Raw genomic sequence first — 20,422 nt, 5'->3', positions numbered from 1 at the left:
CGCGGAAAAGCCGGATGCCGCGTTCACGCAGCTCGGCCGGATAAGCGGGGGTATGTTTCTTCTTTGTCATAAGGCTCACCTTTGAACCAATCACTCTCCGGTAAACCCGGGGCGGTTCATGGGCGGTGCAAAGGCTTCGACCGCCATTGCCGTTAACGGGCCAACGCCAGGTATCGTCTGGAGGCGGCGCGATACTTCGGACTGCTTCGACAGGGTTTTAAGTTTCAATGTCTTCGCATCAATCACGCGGTGTCTTCCAGCGGGTGTTCCGCCTCGGATTGCTGCGTCGCCCACATCCGCGCATAGCGACCGCCTTTGGTCAACAGGGTGTCATGGGTGCCGGTTTCGATCACACGGCCTTTTTCCAGCACGACGATCTTGTCGGCATCGACCACCGTCGACAATCGGTGGGCAATGGTGATCACGGTGCGGCCCTGCCCCATTTCGCGCAGGCTGTCCTGAATGCCCCGCTCAGTCTCCGTGTCCAGCGCCGAGGTTGCCTCGTCCAGTAGCAGGATCGGCGGGTCTTTCAGCAGGGTGCGGGCGATGCCGACACGCTGTTTTTCACCGCCTGACAATTTCAGTCCGCGCTCTCCAACAACTGTTTCATACCCCTCAGGCAGACCTTTGATAAAGTCATGGATGCGGGCGGAGCGGGCAGCATCTTCGATATCTGCCTGACTGGCACCGGGGCGGCCATAGCCGATATTGTAGCCGATCGTGTCATTGAACAGCACCGTGTCCTGCGGAACGACACCGATCTGGCTGCGCAGGCTGGCCTGTGTGACATGGCGCAGGTCCTGACCGTCAATCTTAACGGACCCTTCCCAGATGTCATAAAAGCGGAACAGCAGCCGCCCGATGGTCGACTTGCCGGAGCCTGAGGGGCCGACCACCGCCACCGTCTGGCCAGGCGAAATCTCCAGATGCAGATCATAAAGGATGACCCGGTCGGCATCATAGCCAAAGCGGACATGCTCGAACTCGATGGCCCCGCCTCTCACCTGCAATGCTGTGGCATCCGGCTTGTCAGCGACTTCCGTCTCTTCCTCAAGCAGATCGAACATATCGCCCATATCGACCAGCGCCTGACGGATCTCTCGGTAAACCGTTCCCAGAAAGTTCAGCGGCATGGTGATCTGGATGACATAGGCATTGATAGCGGCGAAATCCCCCACCGTAAATTGTCCGGTCTGGACGGCGCGGGCCGCCATGATCATCACTGCAACCAGACCGCCTGTGATCAGGACCGACTGCCCGAAATTCAGAAACCCAAGGGAGTAGGAGGTTTTGACCGCTGCCGTCTCATAGCCAGCCATGGAAGCATCGTATCGTGCGGCCTCCCGTTCCTCGGCGCTGAAATACTTAACCGTTTCAAAGTTCAGCAGGCTATCAATCGCCTTCTGATTGGCGTTTGTATCCTCTTCGTTCATTTTGCGGCGGATTTTCACCCGCCACTCCGTGACCGCAAATGTGAACCAGACATAGAGTATGATCGTGACGGCAATAATCGCTGCGTAGCTGAAGCCATAAAGCACCACAAAAACCGCACAAATCGCCGCCAATTGCAGCACCAGCGGACCGGTGGAAAACAAAAGGAAACGCAGCAGAAACTCGACACCTTTGACGCCGCGCTCAACAATCCGCGAAAGACCGCCCGTCTTGCGGGTGATGTGATACCGCATCGAAAGCGCGTGGATATGTCGGAAGGTCTCAAGCGCCAAACGGCGCAGGGCGTTCTGGCCAACGCGGGCAAACAAAGCGTCGCGCAACTGGTTCAGGCCGACAGAGGCCAGACGGATCAGACCATACGCCACAACCAACCCGACCGCCGAGGAGATCAGCAGGAATGATACATCCGTCGCGCCGGTATCGCCCGCGGGCGTCAGCGCATCAACCACCTCGCCAAAAGCGTAGGGTATGAACAGCGTTGCCAGTTGCGCCAGCACCAGGCAGATCATCGAGAAGACAACGCGCAGGCGCAAATCTCGGCGGCCTGCGGGCCAGAAATAGGGGGCGACGCGGCGGATTGTACGCCAGCCGCTGCGCCGGGCTTCCGCGCCGGTGGGCTTAGAACTCATGGATTGCTGTTCCGCTGTTATGCCGGGCTGATGTAGGTCAGAGCGGGGCTAAGGTCCAGCCTACTGCCCTTCCTGTTGCTGTTCGGCCTGCGCCTCTTCGGGCAACTCGAAAATTTGGCCGGGATAGATCAGGTCGGGATTGCGGATCAACTCGCGGTTGGCGGCAAAAATTTGGGTGTACTGAAAGCCGCTGCCATAGCGTTCCTGTGCCAGCACCCACAGCGTATGCCCGGGCTGGACAGTCACCTGCCCCAGCTTGCGCTGCTCGGCGGTGGGATAGACCCGCTGGAACGGGCTTTCGACACGGCTGGATACGGTGCCGTCCTCGTTCAGTGCATCAACACGCAGGACATAGCGCCCCTCATCAACACCCGGAAGGCGGGTTTCCCAACTGCCGTCAAGTTGGCTGCGAACATCAATGATCGGCTTCTGGTCAACGTAGATTCGAATGTCTTGCTCTTTCGGGGCGCGACCAGACAGGAAGACCTGACCTTCCTCGTCATAACTGATCACGTCGAGCGTGACATTGTCGACTTTCCCAAGCCCTGCAGGCTGCATGGGGCGCACACCATCAGATTTGGCCCGGAAAAGCGCTGGCGCGATGCCGACATCACTTTCGATCTGGGCGGCGGATGGCAGCACCAGAATTTGCTCTTCGCTGTTCATCATGGCCCCGGTTGCATCCAAGGCGGCAAGGGAGAGTAACTGCCCCTCATCTTTTGCAGGCGTCTGCACAAAGGCAACGAACTCTCCCTTAGCGCTCACCGCAGCGGTGCCGATTTCCTGGCCGTCCACCAGGACACGCACCGTCGTACCGGGTGTTGCCCGCCCTGCGACCAGCCCGCCGCCTGCGGGGTCGATCCGCACCAGGTCAAATGTCGGCAAATCGGGGTCGCTTGTGCTGGTTGTCGGCGGGGTCGCGGGTTTCTCAGCCACGGTTGCAACTGCTTCGGCGGTATCCGACTCTTCAGCTGGCTCAACCGAGGTGCTTTCAGCCACCTGTTCGGCCTCGTCATCGGCGGCGGTATCTGCAGCGACTTGCGCAGGTTCATCTTCGGCAGGCAGATCTGCTGCTTCCGCTTGTCCGGCTTCGGTATCCGCAGCAGCCTGCGTCAGATCAGCCTCTGGCGCATCGGGGGCTGGCGTAGCCTCGGCTGTTTCGAATGGACCAGTCTGGTCCGGTGCCTCTGCAACTGCGTCCTGTGCAGGTATCGCAGGTTCTGAGGCGGTATCCGCAGAAGTATCTGCGTCCCCCGCATCCGCCGCTTCTTCTTCCGGGCCGCCGCCGATAACCTGCGCTTCAGGCGTATTGGTCGCTGCGCTGGTATCTGCATTGTCAGCAGCATCCGTTTGCTCAGTGGCGACCGGGGCATCGGCCTGATCTGGTGCCTCAGCAGCTTCGGCAGTCTCTGCAATAGCGGTTGCATCGCTGGCAGGTGTTGCGCTGTCTGTTGGTGTTGCATCGGGGACTGATGCAGTATCACGGGCCGCATCATCAGTTGGTGTGTCCTCCGTCAGATCCTCTTCAACTGGTTGATCGTCGGATGGCTGGTCGACAGAATTGCCCGCATCAGGCGCCGGTTCATCCGCCTCAGCAGCCGAAGCGCTATCTTCAGTGCTGGCCTCCGGGTCCGGAGCCTCTTCCAGTGCTATGTCAGAGGCATCGCGGCTCATCACGCCATAGGCAGATACCCCAATGGCCGCCCCCGCGGAGGCAACGGCGGTTTCTTCCAACGGGTCGCCGTCTTGATTGTCAGCACTATCTGCGGGTTCAGCGGTATCATCACCGCCGTCAATCTCATCCTGCAATTCTTCTTCGCTCAGGATGTCAGGCAACCCCAATGGATCGGGCGGGTTGGACCATTGCAACGCACCCCAGCCCGCCACACCGGCGATGGCGACACCCCCCAATAATATCCAGAGAAAACCGCCTTTCTTGCGCCCTTCGGCCGGATCGGTCTGTTGGTCTGTCTCGTTACTCATTGCCTGTCGTCCGCGCTTGTGTTTTTGCAGAGGGCCGTCAGTTTCCCCTCGCGAACGGCCCGTTTGTCTGCCAAAATGGGCCAAATCATTAATCTTTACAAGTAAGGAGGCATTGGTTGCCTGTGTCCCCCGCCCCTTCAGTCAAATCCATCTGTGTCTTTTGCGGGTCCCGCGATGGCGGCTCCCCCGCCTATGCTACTGCGGCCGAGGAACTTGGCACAGCCCTTGCAACAAACGGATATCGCTTGGTTTACGGTGCTGGGGATGTCGGGCTGATGGGGCGCACCGCGCGCGCGGTCCAGGCCGCCGGGGGTGAGACATTCGGTGTTATTCCCACGCATCTTTTGCAGGCCGAGGTCGGCAAACGCGACCTGACCAGCTTTGTCGTGACTGAGTCCATGCATGAACGCAAGAAGGTCATGTTCATGAATGCGGATGCCGTCGTGACCCTGCCGGGCGGTGCCGGATCGCTGGATGAGTTGTTCGAGGTACTGACATGGCGTCAGCTATCCCTGCATGAAAAGCCTGTTTTCATATTGAATATCAACAGCTACTGGGATCCGCTTAATGTGCTGATCGAGCATATGATCAGCCAGGGGTTTATCAAGCCGTCATTCCGGGACTTCTACAGTTTCGTGCCGGACGTCCCGACCCTTATGTCTGCCTTGCCTGACAAACTGTCCTGACGGAAAGCTCGGGGCGCAAGCATCAGCCCGCGCCCCGCTCTTGTCTTAGGTACGGGCCTTGCCCACCAGCGCCCAGATGGCTGGGAAAAGCAGTGCGGCCAGTGCCAGTTTCAGGGCATCAAACACCAGAAAGTTGGTCAGCCCCCACTGCATCACCCAGGCCATGCCCTTATCTGCAGCAAACAGCCACGCCATCCATGGCAGGCCAAAGGCGTAAATCACGACATTGCCGATCAGCATCGCCAGCGCCATCTTGCCAACGGTCCGATCCCAGCCGCGCCGGGCCAGCATGCCCATCAGTGCTGTGGCCACCAAGAACCCGACCAGATAACCACCGGTGGCGCCGATCATGTAGGACCAGCCGTTTGATGTCGCGCTTGAGCTGGTAAAGATATCTGCGCCCGCCAAACCCAGCAGCAGATAGCCCAGCATCGTTGCCACGCCCAGCCGCAAGCCATAGGCGGCCCCGATCGACAGCACGACAAAGGTCTGCATGGTCGCCGGAACTGGCCACATCGGCAGCTTGATCTTTGCGGCCAAAGCCATCGCGGCCACGCCGCCTGCGACCAGCAAGGCGCGCTTGATCCAAAGCTGTGCGCCCTCGCCCGACCAGAGTGCCTCTTGCAGAACCATGTTTTGGGAATTTGCCATTGTGGCCCCCTTCCTTAAGTTTCGTCTGTATCTGAGTGCCACGATTACCGGGGGGCATCAAGGCCGTGTGTAGTCGCTTGTCATCACATAGTCCTTTCGCGGACCACTGACCTGCCAGATCGCGCGCCAGCTTTTCGGCAGAGTAAATGCGTATTGAACCTTGTAGATATCCGGCGGGCAGTCATGCACCGCCTGCAGCCCCTGCCAGGTGAACCGATGAAACGGGCGTCCGTCCGCGAAACGGACGCTGACTTCACCGCCGGTTTCGTCAAACAGATAGACCCGCTCTGCCTGCATCGCAGGGCGACCCGGCAATGACAGCAGGCCGCTTTCATGATAGCGCCAGCCAGCCCCATCGCGGCGCAAATCCGCCCTGCCCTCCAGCGTTGCGGTCTGTCCGGCCCGCGCGTCGTCGATCACCCGATGCAGGGTCCACTCGCCTTGCAAAGCTGCCAAGCTTGTCACCACCATGCCCCTCGTCTATCAGACCGGTGTTGCCCGTGACCAGCGCGAAAGGCCCGCTATGATCCCACGCTATGCCCGCCCCGAAATGACCGCCATCTGGACGCCAGAAAGCAAATTCCGCATCTGGTATGAGATCGAGGCACATGCCTGCGATGCTCAGGCCGAGTTGGGCGTGATCCCCAAGGAAAGCGCCGCCGCAGTCTGGAAAGCTAGGGATGTTGAGTTTGACGTCGCGCGCATAGATGAGATCGAGGCCGTCACCAAGCATGACGTCATCGCCTTTCTGACCCATCTGGCCGAGATTATCGGCAATGAAGAGGCGCGTTTCGTGCATCAGGGCATGACCTCGTCGGATGTGCTGGACACCACGTTCAACATCCAGCTGACCCGGGCGGCGGATATACTGATCGCCGATATGGATGCCCTGCTGGCCGCGCTGAAGCGCCGGGCGCTTGAGCATAAGGACACGATCCGCATCGGGCGTAGCCATGGCATCCACGCCGAACCCACCACAATGGGTCTGACCTTCGCGCGGTTCTATGCCGAAATGGATCGCGGCCGTCGTCGTCTGGTCGCAGCGCGAGAGGAAATCGCCACCGGGGCCATTTCCGGCGCGGTTGGCACCTTCGCCAATATAGACCCGGCGGTCGAGGCGCATGTCTGTGAAAAACTGGGCCTGACGCCAGAGCCGATTTCGACCCAGGTGATCCCGCGCGACCGTCATGCCGCGTTTTTCGCCGCCTTGGCGGTCGTCGCGTCTTCGATTGAAAATATCGCCACTGAAATTCGCCATATGCAGCGCACGGAGGTGCTGGAGGCAGAGGAGTTCTTTTCCAAGGGGCAGAAAGGCTCTTCCGCGATGCCGCACAAGCGCAACCCGGTTCTGACCGAGAACCTGACGGGGCTGGCCCGGCTGGTGCGCGCCGCCGTCATCCCCGCGCTGGAAAATGTCGCGCTGTGGCATGAGCGGGATATCAGCCATTCCTCGGTTGAGCGCGGGATCGGGCCTGATGCGACGATCACATTGGATTTCGCTTTGGCGCGGCTGACCGGCGTGGTTGATAAACTGGTGATCTACCCCGATAACATGATGAGTAATCTCAACAAGTTCCGCGGTCTTGTTCATTCACAACGCGTGCTGCTGGGCCTGACGCAGAAAGGTGTCAGCCGCGAAGATGCTTACCGGCTGGTGCAGCGCAATGCGATGCGGGTCTGGGAAGAAGGGGCGGATTTTCTGGCGGAACTGAAAGGCGATGCCGAGGTTACGGCGGCGCTGTCATCCGCGGAATTGGAAGACCTGTTCGACCTTGGCTATCACACCAAGCATGTCGACACGATCTTTCAGCGGGTATTCGGGTAGCATCCAGGCAGGGCGCGAACCACGCGCCCTGCCCTTAAACGCTTAGACTTCAGACATGATTTGCGCTTTGGCCTCTGCCATCAGCGCAACCATCTTCGCCCGGATCGTGGCCTCATCAGCCTTGTCGCCAAGATCCCCGGAAACCTTGCGATAAACGTCTTCGTCACCGGCTTCCTCGAAATCAGCCTTGATGACTTCGCGGGCATAGGCATCCGCCTCATCCCCGGTTTTGCCCATCAGATCTGCCGCCCAAAGGCCCAGCAGCTTGTTGCGCCGCGCCTCGGCCTTGAATTGCATCTCGGCGTCATGGGCGTATTTCTTTTCGAAACTCTGTTCGCGTTCGTCAAAGGTGGTCATTGGGTCCTCACCAGCTTGCTATCGGCTTTCTTTTCATATGCCCATTGCGCGGCCATGTTGCAACGGGCATTTGCCCAATGATCCGCCCCGGCTGTCTGATCGCAGGGAATACCATGGGAAATACGAACCTAACCCGCCACATATGTGCACATGTCCGCGAGGCCGCTCGGCAGATAGATCCAGCCCTCTCTAAGATAAGCCTTTGTTTCAATGATAAACATTGGCGAAGGTCCAGTAGCCGCCTAGTTCGGCGCTATAGTTATATCCCGGTAAGATATTGCCATCGTCATCCAGCAAGAGCTGTGAGATGACTTCAAAGCTTTTATCGCGAAGCATGACGTGGCGCTGAAACTGTATGTCTCCGCCCGATTGCATAACGTCCAGAATGGCGGCATCGCGACTTGGGGCGGCATAGACCGGAAGCGGGTCACCCAGATATCCCCCACAGCTTTCCTCTGCCCCCCAGTGGGCAGGTACTGGGGGTTGCGTGGCAAGCTCACGCCTCTGATCAGAACGAAAAAGCACATCTGGAGGAAGCATGGTGCGCGACGTATCGACGTCACAAGAAAACGCAGTCTCGTTCCTGATAATTTGCGCGGTCATCGCCTGCGCGCTTTTGCTGAGCTTGGGCTCAGACGTTGTGCAATCTGAGTTGTCGAAGACTGCCTTTCCAAGCGGGCTTTTGAAACAGTATCCCGCATGGTCCATCATCGCGTTTCGCGAAAACCACAGCTCATCGCAAGCTGCCGAGACCGTATCAGCATAAGCGGCTGTTCCCCATAGGAAAAAGCAGGCTATAAATCTTATCAACAAGGTCATATTGCGACGTTCCCCCAAAACTCCGGCTTTTCTTTGCCATAAATTACGGCCACAGGCCACGATCAGGAAGTCAATTGTCAGGAACCGCTGTCTATATGTGCTGAAAAAGGACATGACGCCATTCTCTTCGTAACTCGCCCCAACCCAACAGATTGGGCATCCGTTAAGGGCTTGCTCACCTTGCCCCCAGCCCGACCTTCCCATAAAGAGGCGTCGAAAGGCCGGGATAGCGAATCCTGACGGTCTGTTTCTTTTCGGAGTTCGCCCATGGCGCGCCGGCGCATGATCTATGAAGGCAAGGCAAAAATCCTTTACGAAGGACCAGAGCCAGACACCCTGATCCAGTACTTCAAGGATGACACAACCGCTGGTAACGGCGAAAAGCACGAGATTATCGAGGGCAAGGGCGTGTTGAATAACCGCCTGTCCGAGCATTTCATGACCGGGCTGTCCGCCATTGGCGTGCCAAACCATTTCATCAGACGGCTGAATATGCGCGAACAGCTGGTGCGCATGGTCGAGATGGTCCCGCTGGAGGTGGTCGTGCGCAACTTCGCGGCAGGCTCCATGTCTAAACGTCTGGGGCTGGAGGAAGGCACCCCGCTCCCCCGGCCGATCATCGAGTTTTACCTCAAAGAGGACAAACTGGGCGATCCGCTGGTCACCGAAGAGCATGTGATTGCCTTTGGCTGGGCCACGCAGCAGGACATGGACGACATGGTGGCGCTTGCCCTTAGGGTCAACGATTACCTGTCCGGTCTGATGTATGGCGTCGGTATCCGTCTGGTGGATTTCAAGATCGAGGTTGGGCGCATCTATGATGGCGACTATCAGCGCCTGATCGTCGCCGATGAGATCAGCCCGGATAGCTGCCGCCTTTGGGATATCGAAACCGGGCGCAAGCTGGATAAGGACGTGTTCCGCCGTGATCTGGGCGATCTGTCGGATGCTTATACAGAGGTTGCAAAGCGGCTGGGCGTGATGCCCCGCAACGCCCCGTCTGGCGGCCCGAAACTGGTACAGTAGGACATGATGATGAAGGTTCGCGTGACAGTCACACTGAAAAACGGCGTTCTGGATCCACAGGGCGAGGTAATCCGCCATGCCCTTGGCTCATTGGGGTTTGAGGGCGTCAATGGCGTGCGCCAGGGCAAGATGATCGAACTGGATCTGGCCGAGACTGATGCGGATACGGCGCGCCAGATAGCCACAGAGATGTGCGAAAAGCTGCTGGCAAATACTGTGATCGAAACCTATCGCGTCGAGGTTTTGTAAAATGAAATCGGCGGTCATTGTCTTTCCCGGGTCCAATTGTGACCGCGACATGGCGGTGGCGCTAGAGGCCGCGACCGGCCGCAAACCGGCGATGGTCTGGCACAAAGATGCCAAGCTGCCTGCCAGTCTGGATATGGTCGCCATCCCCGGCGGCTTTTCCTTCGGCGACTATTTGCGCTGCGGCGCAATTGCAGCACGCGCGCCGATCATGCAGGCTGTGGTCAATTTTGCCGAACGAGGCGGTCATGTGCTGGGGGTCTGCAATGGCTTTCAGGTGCTGATCGAGGCTGGCCTGCTGCCCGGTGCGCTGATGCGCAACGCGGGCCTTAAGTTCGTGTGCCACGATGTCGGCCTGCGGGTCGAAACCGCATCCAACCCGTTTACACGCGGCTACTCGGACGGGCAGAAAATCTCGGTTCCGGTTGCGCATCATGACGGCAATTATGTCGCCAGTGCGGATCTGCGCCACGCCTTAGAGGACGGCGACCGCATCGCCTTTCGCTATACCGACAACCCCAACGGATCGGCTGCGGATATTGCCGGTGTTCTTTCGGCCAACCGCCGCGTGCTGGGCATGATGCCGCATCCAGAACGCGCCGCGGACCCGGCTTTGGGCAATACCGATGGCGCGCCATTGTTCAAGAGCCTCGCCGCCGCAATGGCGGACGCCTGACCTGCCCCGGAGGGCTTGAGCCATGCCCCTATGGGGCGTAACGTCCGGCATGGGCCGCGCACCGAAAATAAGCGATCTGACCACCCTTGCCCCGCTTTGGGCGCGGCTGACCGTGATCGGCTTTGTCATCGGTGCACTTGTCCTTGTTGTCAGCACCCACCAGATGCTGACCCGCCGCTTTACCGAGCTGACCCGCAGCGAAAGCCAACTGACCGCAGCGCTTTACTCCGGTAACCTCGTCTCCCGTCTGGAACGCCAATCGCTGGTGCCGTTGCTGCTGTCACGCGATCCGGTGCTGATCTCTGCCCTGCAAAGCCGGGATTACCAAAGCACCTCGCAGCGGCTGATCACTTTCTCTGAGGAGATCGGTGCTGCCTCAATTGATCTTCTGGATCTCGATGGCGTGGTCGTCGCCGCGTCAGAACGGCGCGCCCTTGGGGCAAATCTGTCTGAACAGCCCTATTTTGTCGCTGCTTTGCGGGACAACGGCACGCTGTTCACTGTCACAGGTCTGGCAAAAGACGAAAATCGTCCTGGATTTCAGTATGCCCGGAGAGTGATCGCCAGCGGCGACAACAAGGCCGTTGGGGTCGTTGTTGTTCATGTTGACCTGCTGGCGCTGGAAGAGCTTTGGCGATGGCGAAATGACAAGGTCGTGGTCGCAAATTCCGAGGATATGGTCATTCTTGCCTCAAACCCGTTCTGGCGACGGCGCGCCCTGCCAGAAGTTCTGAACAAAGTCTATGAGCCTTCGATTCTGGGCAAGGCCTGGAACCTGCTGACCGGTGAGAAGGATATCGAACCGGATGTGAAACTCGACGGGCAACTGCATCTGCGCACCGAAACCAAGACCGGGTTTCGCGGCTGGCGGCTGACCTATCTGGCCGACACCGGCGATGTGCGCTCCAAGGTCTACGGCTACATCGCGCTTGAGGTGATGGGGCTCGCGCTGATTTTGGTTGGGTTGCTGTATCTTGTTAATAAGCGGTTGCAGCGCAAATCACTGGAAATCGCACAAGAATCCGATCGGTTGCGGGAGCTGAACACACGCCTCAGCCAGGAAATCGAGGATCGGCGCCGGATCCAGCGCGATCTTAAATCTGCGGAACAAAGCTTGGAACAAACCTCCAAACTGGCGGCATTGGGCGAGATGTCCGCCGCAATCAGTCACGAACTGAACCAGCCGCTGGCCGCAATGCGGACCTATCTGGCCGGTGCCCGTCTGCTACTGACCCGAAAACGCCCCGATGAAGCACTGACATCGTTCCATAGGATCGAGGATCTGCTGGACCGTATGGGGTCGATCACCCGCCAGCTGAAGTCTTTTGCGCGAAAGGGCACCGACGACCTGATCCCGGTGGATATGCGCGACGCGGTTGAGGGGTCGCTTGCTATGATGACGCCGCAGCTGCGTGACAGCGATGTGGAAATGCGCAAGATACTTCCACCCGGCCCGGTCATGGTAGAAGCTGACCCGGTGCGGCTGGATCAGATCATCGTCAACCTGCTGCGCAATGCGCTGGATGCGGTTGAGCATGAACCCGCGCCAGCGATTGAAATTCTGGTCACCCAGGGCAGCCAGGTCTCACTGACCGTGCGCGATAACGGCATCGGTATTGAAGATGCAGATTCGCTGTTCGAACCGTTCTACACCACCAAGCCGCCGGGTGAGGGTGTAGGCTTGGGACTGGCGATTTCCGCCGGAATCGCCAAGGAACTGGGCGGCCACTTGACGGCACGCCATGCTGACCCCAAGGGTGCTGTCTTCGAACTACAACTGCCAACCTATGAGGGTCAGGCAGACCAGGCTGCGGAGTAGAGTACGAATGTCGGATAAACAACTGGTCGCGATTGTCGATGACGAAGCAGATATGCGCAATTCGATTGCGCAGTGGCTGAACCTTTCGGGCTATCAGGCCTCGGCCTACGCTTCGGCAGAAGACCTTCTGTCACATGTAAAAGCTGATTTTCCCGGCGTCGTGATTTCGGATATTCGCATGCCGGGAATGGACGGCATGGCGCTGCTGCGGCGGTTGCAATCCATGGACGCTGCCCTGCCCGTGATCATGGTGACCGGCCATGGTGATGTATCTTTGGCTGTTGAGGCGATGCGCGGTGGTGCGTGTGATTTCATCGAAAAGCCGTTTGATCCTGAACGTCTGGTCGAATTGGTCAAAAAAGCTGGTGCCACTCGACGGCTGGCGATCGACAACCGACGCCTCCGCCGCGAACTGACTGATGGCACGATGCTGTTGCGCAAACTTGCAGGCAACAGTCAGGTGATTGAAAAGCTGCGCGAGACGATCCTGGATCTGGCCCAGGCAGACGGGCATGTGCTGATTTCGGGCGAAACCGGGACCGGTAAAAGCCTGATCGCGCATGCGCTGCATGCATGCGGTCCACGCCGCAGCAAAGGCTTTGTCTATGTCAATTGCTCGGCCCATGGCGAAGACGCGTTGGAGCAGATGCTGTTCGGCCCCTGCGAGGATGTGGCCGATCAACCGGCCGTGGAACGCTGCGATGGCGGTACCATCTGCCTTGAGAACATCGAAGAGATGTCAGATGCGCTGCAGGCGCGCCTCGTGGCCGAATTGGGCCGCGGTGACCGACCGGACGAAACAGTGGCGCCGCGCAATCTGCACCTGATCACGATCTCATCGAATGTGACAAGCCCGGACACGCCGCCTGAGGGGCTGCGCGAGGATCTGTTCTTCAGGCTGGCGGCGCTGAACCTGTCCACCCCGCCCCTGCGCGAGCGCGGCGAAGATATCCTGATGCTGTTCAACAGATTTTGCGCTCAGTTCGCCGAGGATTATGGCTGCGAGCCGCCGGATGTCTCCGCCGAAGATGCGGCCCTTCTGATGCAGGCGCGCTGGCCCGGCAATATCCGGCAGTTGATGAATGTCGCGGAACGCGCTGTGCTGCAGAAGCGCCGGGGCGAGGAAGGGATTTCGAAACTGCTCACCGGTGAAGAAACCCTGCCAGCCACACCACAAATTGCACTGGAAAAGCCGCTGCGCGAACAGGTGGAAGCCTTTGAGAAAATGCTGATCGACAGTTCGCTGCGCCGTAATCGTGGCGCCGTATCTTCCGTGATGGAGGAATTGGCACTGCCCCGCCGAACCCTGAACGAGAAAATGGCGAAATATGGGTTGGTTCGGGCCGAGTATCTGTAGGGTGGGTGAAACCCACCATGGATCACGGGTGGGTTTCACCCACCCTACGCCATCCCGGCCACAGCTGTCTGTAAGTCGCCATAGCCGGTAAATCTTCGCTCGAAGGTCAGTCCAAGGCGCTTGGCCGCGTCACGCGCCCGGACATCAAGGTCCGGATCATTTGTTTGCGCCAGGTAGATCAGGGCGTTGTAATTGCCAAACAGATCATCCCGCAGCTCCGGATACCGGTCCAACCCCATCGGACGCCACACAAATGCATCAAACTGGCGCACCAGAAAGTCGGTTAGATAAAATGCCCGCATCTCCGCGTCACCGCGCGCTGCGAATACCTGGTTCCCGTCAAAGAAGCTGTAGCAATGCGGCCCGGCGATCATCTCGACGCCGAGATCGGCGGAAAGCGCCTGTAACCTACCGCCGGTCCCGCAATCCGCATATGCCACAAAGATCCGCACATAGTTGTTCCGTGCTTCAGTTACAGCCGATGCAACTGCGTCCGGGATATGCTGCGGCGTCAGATGCAGTTTTGCTGGCAAACACTGAAGATCTAGGTGATCCCAACCGTTTAGCTCAATCAGGCTGCGAATTTCCCGGGCCAGCGCACCGCAGGCAATGATCAGAGCCCGTTCAGTCACACTACTGTCTGGTTGTGCTTGCGCGCCATCAGCTCTTTCGCCATTTCAACCGCTACAGCCGCATCCCGACAATAAGCATCCGCGCCAATCGCCGTGCCGAATTCCTCGTTCAGCGGTGCACCGCCGACCATCACGATATACTGATCGCGGATACCCTGTTCGCGCATCGTATCGATCACGATTTTCATATACGGCATTGTCGTGGTCAGCAGAGCCGACATGCCAAGGATATCGGCGTCAAAACTCTCCAGCGCTTCCAGATAGCTTTCAACCGGGTTGTTGATGCCGATATTCAGCACCTCAAATCCGGCCCCTTCCATCATCATGGTCACGAGGTTCTGGCCGATATCGTGAATATCGCCCTTGACCGTACCAATGACCATCTTGCCCATACGCGGCGCGCCGGTTTCGGCCAAAAGCGGTTGCAGGATCGCCATCCCGCCCTTCATCGCTTTGGCTGCCAGCAACACCTCGGGCACGAACAGGATGCCGTCGCGAAAATCGACACCGACAATCCGCATCCCCTCGACCAGCGCTTTGGTCAGAATGTCATAGGGCGACCACCCGCGATCCAGCAGGATATGTACCGCCTCCTCGATCTCGTCCTTCAAGCCGTCATAGAGGTCATCGTGCATCTGCGGCACAAGCTCCTCATCCGACAACTCGGACAGGATCAGATCATCATCAATTTCGTCAGCCATGGCTCACCTGTCGCGGTTTTGGCGCTGATGCCGCAGATTGCGGCCATATGCAACGGTGATCTGACGCGAAACCGACCCTCATCTTGCCAGAACCGACTATCCGCGCCGACGCCGGCGGGGGCGTGCAGGCGCTTCTGTCCCGCCTGCCTCATCCGCCTCGGCGCTGGTCCAAGAGAATCCGCCGAGCCGCTCTGCAATCTGATCCAGCGACGGCGCCTCCCCTTTTTTGCCCCCCTTCAGGCGCGCCCTCATCTCAATCAGATGCGCAGGCCGTGTCCCACAGCAGCCGCCGATGATCCGCGCGCCGGAATCGCGCGCCATCTGGGCGTAATCGGCCATCAAATCCGGCGTGCCATCATAATGGATATGTCCGTCTACGAATTTGGGTATCCCCGCATTCCCTTTTGCGATCAGTGGGATATCCGTTCCAGTTGCCGCAAATTCCTGCAAGGTGCGCAGCAGATCCGAGGCCCCAACCCCGCAATTGGCCCCCACCGCAACAGGCGGATGCGGCATGGCTGCAACCTGAGCCACCAGGTCCGCCCCACTCAGCCCCATCATGGTCCGGCCAGCGGTATCAAAACTCATTGTGATGGCCCAGGGGGCATTCAACTCCGCCGCGGCCTGAGCAGCGGCCGCAAGTTCTTCGGCGGCGGACAAAGTCTCGACCCATAACAAATCGGCACCGCCCTCCATCAGGGCCGCCCCCTGTGCCAGGAACATCGCCGCAGCTTCATCCACCGATAGCGGCCCCACAGGCTCGATCAGTTCACCGGTTGGCCCCATGGACCCAGCGACCACAACCGGACGCCCGGCCCGGTCCGCTGCATCCCGCGCAATCTGCGCTGCAGCCCGATTCAGTTCCGCCACCCGATCCTGCGCATCATGAAGCTTAAGCCGCGCCGACGTGCCGCCGAAAGAGTTGGTCAGGAACAAATCGCTGCCTGCCTGGATCGCACCCTCGTAAAGCGTCTCGATCTTTTCGGGCGCATCAATATTCCAAAGCTCAGGCGCGTCCCCCGATTGCAAACCGGCATCGAACAGGTTGGTGCCGGTCGCACCATCGGCCAGCAGCCAGCCGCGTGTCTCCAGAAGCGTCGTCAAGGCATCGCTCATGTCGCGCCCTCCATTGCAGTTTGCGCCATCGCCCGGATGCGCACAACCATTGCTTTCAATCCATTGGACCGTTGCGCCGACAGATGCTGATCCAGACCCAGCCGGGCCAGTTCCGCAGGCGCATCGACGGCAAGAACAGATGATGCCGACTGTTCGTTATAAAGTGCTTTAAGCACAGCAATCAGCCCGTTGACGATCATCGCGTCGCTTTCGCCTTCAAAGCGAACCACGGCGTCAGGCCCGGTGCCCTCGATCTGCGGCAACAACCAAACCTGGCTGGCGCAGCCGTGAACCTGCGTCGCGGGCACCTTGACCGCCGCCTCCAGCGGCGGCATCGCCTTGCCCAGTTCGATCACATACCGATAGCGGTCTTCCCAATCCTCAAGGAACTCGAAATTCGCCGCAATGTCTTCAAACGCGTCAGTCGCCATGTTGGTCCCATATATTTCAGCCAGCATGTAGAGCCTCTGACCCCGAAGGTCCAGATAAGGCTTTTGTTTAGGCGTCTCACTCTCTATCAAGTTGGCGAACAGCAGGGAAAGGTGCGGTAATATGGTGCGGTTTGCGGTTCTGGCCGGTTTGGTCCTGACAGTGGCAGGATGCGGAGGCTCATCAAACCCCTTCGGGTCACTGGCCTCAGGCAATCTGTTCGGCGGAAAACGTGAACGGGTCGAGGTTGATCCCGAAGGCGCAGAGACCGTTATTGTCGACAATTCGATCCTGTCGCCCACCCTTGACAATATTCAGCCCGAGGCCGCCCTGCGCGGCCTGATCATCCGCGTGACTGCCACAGCACCGACACAAGGCTATCACAGCCCCCGCCTGGTGGCACGCAACCGCGGCAAACCTGACGAAAACGGCGTCATCACCTACGAGTTCCGTGTCATGCCGCCCGAAGTCTCCCAAGGTCTTGGCCCGGCCCGCACCCGCCAACTGGTGGCGGCCACATTTATTCCGGACGCAACACTTAACAAAACGCTGGGCTTCCGCGTGGTCAGCCAAAGCAATGTGGTGGCGATACGCCGCTGATGGCGCTGCGTAGACCGGTCAGATGAACCTAATGAAGTCTTGCTGATTGAATCAGACCCTCCCGCGAAGGGTAGTTCAGTCCAGCGAGGTCACCCAAAGGATTTGTGCGTCATCCTCGGATATTGAGATCAGATTATGCCCCATTGCGCCGTCATAATAGGCCGTATCGCCCCGCTTCAGGTCCACCGGTTCGTAAAACTCCGAAAAGAACCGCACCACACCTGACAGCACATACAGGAATTCCTCTCCGTCATGGCGGACCCAGCCGTCGAAATCCTCAAAGCTACGGGCGCGGACGGTGGCGCGGTAGGGCAGCATCTTCTTGGATCGCAACTCGCCTGCGAACATCTCATGCTCATAGGTCTGGGTTGGCACCAAACGTCCCTCGCCCGACCGGGTGACTGCGCGCCGGGCCATAACCTTGTCGCTGCGCGGCGGGGTGAATAGTTGCGGCACGGTAATGCCCAGACCGCTGGCCAGCTTGCGCACGGCCTCGAAGGTCGGTGACATTTGCTGGTTCTCGATCTTCGATAGGGTGGAGCGTGCCAGCCCCGCGTGCTGTGCGGCCTGCTCCAGCGTCCAGTTGCGGGCTTTGCGCAACTCCCGCACCCGTTCGCCAAGGTTCAGCGTTTCCATCTGCACCTGTTCCTCGCCCGCGCGGGCGATTGACAGGACAGAGGGGATTTCAGGCTTTTCTGGCATTGGGCAGGTCCGGTGGCTAAGACAGACCAACGACTTTGAGGGGGTTTGCCTGTTTTGACAAGTGCGACCAAATGCGCGGTCGAGGATCGCGACCCGCCGCCCGCCTGCCCGGCGCGGTTCAATCTGGCGGCCTATGTGCTGGCCGCAGCGGCGCGCACACCGAAAAAGACCGCGCTTGAGGTCTGGGACGAAACCGCGACATGCTGGACCTATCGCGCGCTGGATCGGGCCGTGCGGGGCACCATGACGGGATTGCATCAGGCCGGACTCCGCCCCGGCGACCGGATGTTTCTGCGCTTGGGCAACAGCGCAGATTTCCCAATCCTGTTTCTGGCGGCCAACGGGCTTGGCACGCTGCCGGTGCCGGTCTCGCCCCAACTCACGGTCGAGGAGGTCGCAGCCTTGGCCACAGAACTGCAGCCCAAACTGGCGGCGCGCAGCGCGGGTCTGTCCTTGCCAAAGGCCCTGCCTGTGCTGGAAGAGGCAGACTTCAGACCCTTTCAAAGCCTCCCTCCGGCAGATTTTGCCGATACTGCGGCTGATGACCCGGCTTATGTGATCTATACATCCGGCACCGGTGGCACCCCCAAGGCCGTGATCCATGCACAGCGCGCAGTCTATGCCCGGCGGATGATGTGGACCGACTGGTATGATCTGCGCAGCGATGACCGGATGTTGCATGCAGGCGCGTTCAACTGGACCTACACGCTGGGCACCGGATTGATGGACCCCTGGGCCATCGGCGCAACGGCGTTGGTCTATGCCGGGAGGCCTGATCGCGCGGCCTGGTCCCGGCTGATCGCCCAGGCACAGCCCACACTCTTTGCCGCCGCTCCTGGCGTCTATCGCCAGCTTCTGGCCAGCGGCGGCTTGACCCGCAGCGGTTCCGCCAGCCTGCGCCACGGCCTGTCCGCCGGGGATCGCCTGCCGCCGCAGACCCGCGCGGCCTGGACGGAGGCGACCGGCACCGATATCCACTCCGCCCTCGGGATGTCCGAGGTGTCTACCTATATCTCTGAATGCCCTGCGCATCCCGGCAAACCACAGCCGCAAAAGGGTCGCCGGATTGCGGTGCTGGATCAGGACGCGCAGCCCCTACCCCATAGCCAGACCGGCCGACTTGCCGTTGCTGCGACCGATCCCGGCCTGATGCTGGGCTATTGGCAAAACGGGCACCCCGACCTGCCGCATGAAATCCGGCTGGTCACCAGCCTGCCGCGCACCGTAACCGGAAAGATACGCAAACGCGACCTGCAGCTTGAAAGGCAGCCATGACCACGCTCGACATCATCTCGGACCCGATCTGCCCCTGGTGTTATATCGGCAAGATCCGGCTGGACCGCGCGTTAGAGGCGCGCCCAAACCATCCCTTCGTGATCACCTGGCGTCCGTTTCAGCTGAACCCGGATATGCCGCCCGAAGGGATGGACCGCACCACCTATCTTGAGACCAAATTCGGCGGCCCGGAGGGGGCGGCGCGCGTCTATGGTCAGATCGCAGAGGTCGCCAAAGACACCGGGCTGGAAATTGACTTTGACGCCATACAGCGCACCCCCAACACATTGAACGCACATCGGTTGCTTCGCTGGGCTGCGGTGGAGCGCTGCCAGTCGCTGGTCGCCAATCAACTTTTCACCCGTTATTTCCAGAAAGGTCAGGATATCTCGGATCCACAGGTTTTGGCCGGGATCGCCGATGACGTCGGCATGGATGCCGCCGCCATTGCCCGCCTGCTGGCTGGGGATGCAGACCGGCAGGAGGTGACGGACGAAGACACCCATTGGCGCGAGGTCGGCGTGACCAGTGTTCCGACCTTTATCGTCGGCGGGCGCTACGTGGTTACCGGCGCACAAGAGCCCGAGATGTGGACCGGTGTGATCGACGAGTTGCTGGAAAAGTCCGACGCGCTGAGTTGACCCGGCCTATTCAAAACATTTCGACGAGATGTTGATATCCCCCCATTCCGCAATCCCGATCGGGGCCTCCGGCGCGGCACGATCCGTCACCAGCGCCTCGCCCGCCCCAAGGCTCAGATGCACGGGATGAATTTCGCGCGGCACCGCTGATTTTGCCTGCAACTGCACAATGCACCTGCGCCGCACAGCGTCAGCCATCGCCGGAATGCGGGATATCCTGTAAGGGCGGTTCGGCCATGATGGAAAACTGCCCGGCGGTCTGATCCGTCCGGCCGCGTATCGGCGCGGGCAGCAATTCGCGGATCTTAGACAATGCCATATGCCCCGCGCGGCGCAGACCCAAAGCCTCAAGTTCATGCAACGGCAAGGACAGGATCACCCCTAACGCGTCGGCCTCCTCCGTGGTCAGCCCGGTCAGCCGCATTCGGTAGTTAAACCCCAGCTCAATCCCACCGCGATTGCCCTGATGCACAATCACCGGCAGGCCCGCCTCGGTCATGGCCTCTACATCGCGCAGGATGGTCCGGGACGAAACCTCCAACTCCCGCGCCAGTTCGGTCGCCGTCATCCGGCCCCTGTTCTGAAGCAAAAGCAAACAATGAAGCAATCTGGCCGCGCGCATACCTGCATTTAACCATGACAGTAGATGTCATGTAAGAGGTGTTAGGTGTTCGCAAGGATTGATCAGCCCCACCCAAGTGGTCCAGTTTGAATGTTAGTGCATGATTGGCCTAGGTTCCATCGGAACGATGGCCTCCGGGGCCGGTGGGCGGTAGCCCAGAGCACTGTGTGGTCGTTTG

The 20,422-nt window shown here is 59.6% G+C and carries 24 protein-coding genes; 10 read left to right on the top strand and 14 right to left on the bottom strand.

All coding sequences use genetic code 11. The features are described 5' to 3' along the window. Positions 1-90: 90 nt before the first annotated feature. The 3 genes from ACW9UQ_RS16005 to ACW9UQ_RS15995 are packed head-to-tail and all read right to left on the bottom strand — an operon-like array spanning position 91 to position 4,064. Entirely contained in the window at positions 91-246 is a 156-nt protein-coding gene (locus ACW9UQ_RS16005) for a hypothetical protein (protein ID WP_458932018.1), read from the bottom strand. Further along, positions 243-2,081, bottom strand: coding sequence for an ABCB family ABC transporter ATP-binding protein/permease (locus ACW9UQ_RS16000; protein ID WP_458932017.1), 1,839 nt, complete (start codon positions 2,079-2,081; stop codon positions 243-245). The genes ACW9UQ_RS16005 and ACW9UQ_RS16000 overlap by 4 nt, the downstream gene beginning before the upstream one ends. A 60-nt stretch (positions 2,082-2,141) precedes the next feature. Beyond that, a complete protein-coding gene (locus ACW9UQ_RS15995; protein ID WP_458932016.1) occupies positions 2,142-4,064 on the bottom strand; it encodes a hypothetical protein in 1,923 nt (640 codons plus the stop codon). A gap of 116 nt (positions 4,065-4,180) precedes the next feature. Here ACW9UQ_RS15995 and ACW9UQ_RS15990 point away from each other — a divergent pair, with 116 nt between their 5' ends. Beyond that, positions 4,181-4,750, top strand: coding sequence for an LOG family protein (locus ACW9UQ_RS15990; protein WP_458932015.1), 570 nt, complete (start codon positions 4,181-4,183; stop codon positions 4,748-4,750). Between the two features lie 45 nt (positions 4,751-4,795). Here ACW9UQ_RS15990 and ACW9UQ_RS15985 read toward each other — a convergent pair whose 3' ends face one another. Both ACW9UQ_RS15985 and ACW9UQ_RS15980 read right to left on the bottom strand, forming a co-directional pair. Then, positions 4,796-5,401, bottom strand: coding sequence for a biotin transporter BioY (locus tag ACW9UQ_RS15985; RefSeq protein ID WP_458932014.1), 606 nt, complete (start codon positions 5,399-5,401; stop codon positions 4,796-4,798). A gap of 57 nt (positions 5,402-5,458) precedes the next feature. Next, entirely contained in the window at positions 5,459-5,866 is a 408-nt protein-coding gene (locus ACW9UQ_RS15980) for a DUF6314 family protein (protein ID WP_458932013.1), read from the bottom strand. Between the two features lie 58 nt (positions 5,867-5,924). Between ACW9UQ_RS15980 and purB the strand changes: the two genes are divergently transcribed. Next, on the top strand, positions 5,925-7,226 hold the full coding sequence (purB, locus tag ACW9UQ_RS15975; RefSeq protein WP_458932020.1) for an adenylosuccinate lyase: 1,302 nt from the start codon (positions 5,925-5,927) through the stop codon (positions 7,224-7,226). Between the two features lie 42 nt (positions 7,227-7,268). Here purB and ACW9UQ_RS15970 read toward each other — a convergent pair whose 3' ends face one another. After that, the gene (locus ACW9UQ_RS15970; protein ID WP_458932012.1) at positions 7,269-7,583 is read right to left on the bottom strand and encodes a DUF1476 domain-containing protein; all 315 of its coding nucleotides are present in this window, start codon (positions 7,581-7,583) and stop codon (positions 7,269-7,271) included. 207 nt (positions 7,584-7,790) lie between these two features. Beyond that, positions 7,791-8,516, bottom strand: coding sequence for a YARHG domain-containing protein (locus ACW9UQ_RS15965; RefSeq protein WP_458932011.1), 726 nt, complete (start codon positions 8,514-8,516; stop codon positions 7,791-7,793). A 153-nt stretch (positions 8,517-8,669) separates the two neighbouring features. Here ACW9UQ_RS15965 and purC point away from each other — a divergent pair, with 153 nt between their 5' ends. Genes purC through ACW9UQ_RS15940 form a run of 5 tightly spaced genes read left to right on the top strand, consistent with a single transcriptional unit; the run spans position 8,670 to position 13,526 of the window. Beyond that, positions 8,670-9,428, top strand: a complete 759-nt coding sequence (purC, locus tag ACW9UQ_RS15960) for a phosphoribosylaminoimidazolesuccinocarboxamide synthase (RefSeq protein WP_458932010.1) — start codon at positions 8,670-8,672, stop codon at positions 9,426-9,428. Positions 9,429-9,437: 9 nt separating this feature from the next. Continuing rightward, positions 9,438-9,677: a phosphoribosylformylglycinamidine synthase subunit PurS gene (gene purS / locus ACW9UQ_RS15955; RefSeq protein WP_458932009.1), complete on the top strand. Its 240-nt coding sequence runs from the start codon at positions 9,438-9,440 to the stop codon at positions 9,675-9,677. A 1-nt stretch (position 9,678) separates the two neighbouring features. Then, positions 9,679-10,350: a phosphoribosylformylglycinamidine synthase subunit PurQ gene (gene purQ, locus ACW9UQ_RS15950; RefSeq protein WP_458932008.1), complete on the top strand. Its 672-nt coding sequence runs from the start codon at positions 9,679-9,681 to the stop codon at positions 10,348-10,350. A gap of 22 nt (positions 10,351-10,372) precedes the next feature. Further along, positions 10,373-12,169: a sensor histidine kinase gene (locus ACW9UQ_RS15945; RefSeq protein ID WP_458932007.1), complete on the top strand. Its 1,797-nt coding sequence runs from the start codon at positions 10,373-10,375 to the stop codon at positions 12,167-12,169. A gap of 7 nt (positions 12,170-12,176) precedes the next feature. Beyond that, entirely contained in the window at positions 12,177-13,526 is a 1,350-nt protein-coding gene (locus ACW9UQ_RS15940) for a sigma-54-dependent transcriptional regulator (RefSeq protein ID WP_458932006.1), read from the top strand. A 44-nt stretch (positions 13,527-13,570) separates the two neighbouring features. Here ACW9UQ_RS15940 and ACW9UQ_RS15935 read toward each other — a convergent pair whose 3' ends face one another. From ACW9UQ_RS15935 to ACW9UQ_RS15920, 4 genes are all read right to left on the bottom strand, one after another. Then, on the bottom strand, positions 13,571-14,158 hold the full coding sequence (locus tag ACW9UQ_RS15935; protein ID WP_458932005.1) for a DUF1638 domain-containing protein: 588 nt from the start codon (positions 14,156-14,158) through the stop codon (positions 13,571-13,573). After that, entirely contained in the window at positions 14,155-14,859 is a 705-nt protein-coding gene (locus ACW9UQ_RS15930; protein WP_458932004.1) for a corrinoid protein, read from the bottom strand. Before ACW9UQ_RS15930 ends, ACW9UQ_RS15935 begins: the two co-directional genes overlap by 4 nt. Before the next feature lie 96 nt (positions 14,860-14,955). Further along, positions 14,956-15,975: a betaine--homocysteine S-methyltransferase gene (gene bmt, locus ACW9UQ_RS15925; RefSeq protein WP_458932003.1), complete on the bottom strand. Its 1,020-nt coding sequence runs from the start codon at positions 15,973-15,975 to the stop codon at positions 14,956-14,958. After that, positions 15,972-16,406, bottom strand: a complete 435-nt coding sequence (locus tag ACW9UQ_RS15920) for a SufE family protein (RefSeq protein WP_458932019.1) — start codon at positions 16,404-16,406, stop codon at positions 15,972-15,974. The genes bmt and ACW9UQ_RS15920 overlap by 4 nt, the downstream gene beginning before the upstream one ends. A gap of 121 nt (positions 16,407-16,527) precedes the next feature. Here ACW9UQ_RS15920 and ACW9UQ_RS15915 point away from each other — a divergent pair, with 121 nt between their 5' ends. Further along, a complete protein-coding gene (locus ACW9UQ_RS15915; protein ID WP_458932002.1) occupies positions 16,528-17,004 on the top strand; it encodes a hypothetical protein in 477 nt (158 codons plus the stop codon). A 75-nt stretch (positions 17,005-17,079) separates the two neighbouring features. Here ACW9UQ_RS15915 and ACW9UQ_RS15910 read toward each other — a convergent pair whose 3' ends face one another. Continuing rightward, on the bottom strand, positions 17,080-17,706 hold the full coding sequence (locus ACW9UQ_RS15910; RefSeq protein ID WP_458932001.1) for a helix-turn-helix domain-containing protein: 627 nt from the start codon (positions 17,704-17,706) through the stop codon (positions 17,080-17,082). 54 nt (positions 17,707-17,760) lie between these two features. Between ACW9UQ_RS15910 and ACW9UQ_RS15905 the strand changes: the two genes are divergently transcribed. After that, positions 17,761-18,981: a class I adenylate-forming enzyme family protein gene (locus ACW9UQ_RS15905; RefSeq protein WP_458932000.1), complete on the top strand. Its 1,221-nt coding sequence runs from the start codon at positions 17,761-17,763 to the stop codon at positions 18,979-18,981. Next, on the top strand, positions 18,978-19,622 hold the full coding sequence (locus tag ACW9UQ_RS15900) for a DsbA family oxidoreductase (protein WP_458931999.1): 645 nt from the start codon (positions 18,978-18,980) through the stop codon (positions 19,620-19,622). Before ACW9UQ_RS15905 ends, ACW9UQ_RS15900 begins: the two co-directional genes overlap by 4 nt. Before the next feature lie 6 nt (positions 19,623-19,628). Here ACW9UQ_RS15900 and ACW9UQ_RS15895 read toward each other — a convergent pair whose 3' ends face one another. Both ACW9UQ_RS15895 and ACW9UQ_RS15890 read right to left on the bottom strand, forming a co-directional pair. Continuing rightward, entirely contained in the window at positions 19,629-19,820 is a 192-nt protein-coding gene (locus tag ACW9UQ_RS15895; protein ID WP_458931998.1) for a hypothetical protein, read from the bottom strand. Beyond that, positions 19,813-20,244, bottom strand: a complete 432-nt coding sequence (locus ACW9UQ_RS15890; RefSeq protein ID WP_458931997.1) for a helix-turn-helix transcriptional regulator — start codon at positions 20,242-20,244, stop codon at positions 19,813-19,815. The genes ACW9UQ_RS15895 and ACW9UQ_RS15890 overlap by 8 nt, the downstream gene beginning before the upstream one ends. Positions 20,245-20,422 lie beyond the last annotated feature (178 nt).

This window comes from Halovulum sp. GXIMD14793, assembly GCF_054457435.1.
The sequence above is the reverse complement of the archived record's forward strand: the minus strand, read 5'-3'. Positions and strand labels throughout refer to the sequence as shown.